This window comes from Streptomyces sp. NPDC059567, from assembly GCF_042735655.1.
GTDB lineage: Bacteria > Actinomycetota > Actinomycetes > Streptomycetales > Streptomycetaceae > Streptomyces.
Genome location: NZ_JBHWBS010000012.1, coordinates 105,278 through 107,027, shown reverse-complemented (window position 1 = coordinate 107,027; position 1,750 = coordinate 105,278). Strand labels below are relative to the sequence as shown.

At 72.5% G+C, this 1,750-nt stretch carries 1 protein-coding gene; it reads right to left on the bottom strand.

Annotated features, from left to right (window positions below; all coding sequences use genetic code 11):
* Positions 1 to 132: 132 nt before the first annotated feature.
* Positions 133 to 1,680: an RICIN domain-containing protein gene (locus ACFVZW_RS09125; RefSeq protein WP_384518923.1), complete on the bottom strand. Its 1,548-nt coding sequence runs from the start codon at positions 1,678 to 1,680 to the stop codon at positions 133 to 135.
* Between the last annotated feature and the right edge of the window lie 70 nt (positions 1,681 to 1,750).

The following is a 1,750-nucleotide window of genomic DNA, read 5'->3' as shown; positions in this document are numbered from 1 at the left end:
GGGGGCGGGGCGGGGGGCGCGGGCGCGGGGGCGGGTGCGTGCGGCTGTGGGGCGGAGGGCGGGGGGGGGGGGCGCCCCCCGCCGCGCCCGGATCAGGTGACCGGGGCGCGCGGGCCCCGGTCCGACGGCCGATCAGGAGATCTTCTGGACCGTCCACGCCTGCGTCGCGAGGCCGTTCGCGCGCTGGAGGTCGAGCAGCCAGCTCCCGTAGTACGGGCGGTTGCTCACCGTCAGGGCGTAGGTGCCGCTCGGGTCGGTCACGGTGATCGCTCCGCCGCGGCTGGACAACCTCCACTTCTGCGTGGCGATGTCGCCGCAGGGCTGCTGGGCGACCCACATGCCCGCGGCGGGGGCGCCTCCCGTCTGCAGGCACTTGCTCGAGACCGCGGAGCGGAGGCGGACGAGCCCGCCGCCTGCATCGTCGAACAGCCACTGTTGCTGGGCGTAGCCGTTGGCGCGCGCACCGACGAGCACCGTGCCGTCGGCGGAGCGTCCGCCCCACACCTCGGCAGCCATGCCGGTGCCCGAGTTGCCGAGGGTGTAGCGGGTGCCGGGGGCGGTCATGCCGCCGCTCGCGTCGGCCGTACGGAAGGAGGTCGCCCTTCCTGCCCCACTGTCACGGCCGGACCGGTCGCGGACCGAGACGGCGACCTTGTACTCGGTGCCGGGCCGGAGGTTGTAGATGCGCAGCGACTGCGACTGGACCCAGGTCAGGTGCTTGCCGTCCAGCAGGACCTGGTACCAGACGGCGCCGACGACCTTGGGCCAGCTCACGACGGCGGCCGTGGACTGTATCTGGCCGGCCGTCACCGCTGGTCCGCCGGTCGGTTTCGTGGGCGTCGGGGTCGGTGTGGGCGTCGGGCCGGGGCCCGGGTCGGGGGTTGTGCCGCCCCCGGAACGCATCAGGAACTGGTTGTCGGCGACGTTCCAGTGTGTGGCCAGGTAGCTGCCGGCCTTGGGGTTGGTATGGAAGTAGTCGTCGTGATTGCAGTCCAGGATGTTCTCGGCCGCCTGGTTCGAGCACACGTACCGCATCGTGGGGTAGTACGGGGTGTCCGAGTAGCACATGACGTCGTACTCGTCCGTGCAGTGTGCGCCGCGACTGGTGTTGGGGGCGCTGTTGTTGACCGCGCCGAGGTTGTGGCCCAGTTCGTGCGCCGCGGTGTGACCGCCCCAGCAGCCGGCGTCGGTACGTCCGTAGGAGGGGCCGAAGTTGCTCTGATTGTTCTGGCCCGGTCGCTCGTCACCGGCGAACGTGCCGATGCCGCAGTAGACCTTGGCGTCCGCGAAGATCATGTACTTGCGGTCGCGCCGGTCGAGGCCCTTGCCGGCAAGCGCCCTGTTGGTCGCGTTGAACTCGGAGAGCGCGGACGACGGCAGCTCGATGTTGAGCACGGTCGGTGTGCAGTCCGCCGCGGTCACGTAGCGGATGTGACGCACACCGCCGGTTTCCTTGGCGCTGGCCGAGTAGATGAGGTCGGCGTCGGCGGCCCACTTGCGGAACGAGGCGGCGTATTCGGCGTACCGGTCGCGGTCGGGGCCGTGCACGTACACGACCTGTACACGGTTGCCGGTGCTTCCGTCTCCGTCGCACTGGACGGTCTGGCCCGCAGGGCCTGCGGCGACGGCCTGGCTGCCGGACGAGGCCGTCGGCTTCGGGGCCGCGGCGGCCCCGGTCATGGCGCTGCCGGCGTCGGGGGGGGGGGGGGGAGGGGGGGGGCGCACCCCCCCCCGCCCCGCGCCCCCCCCC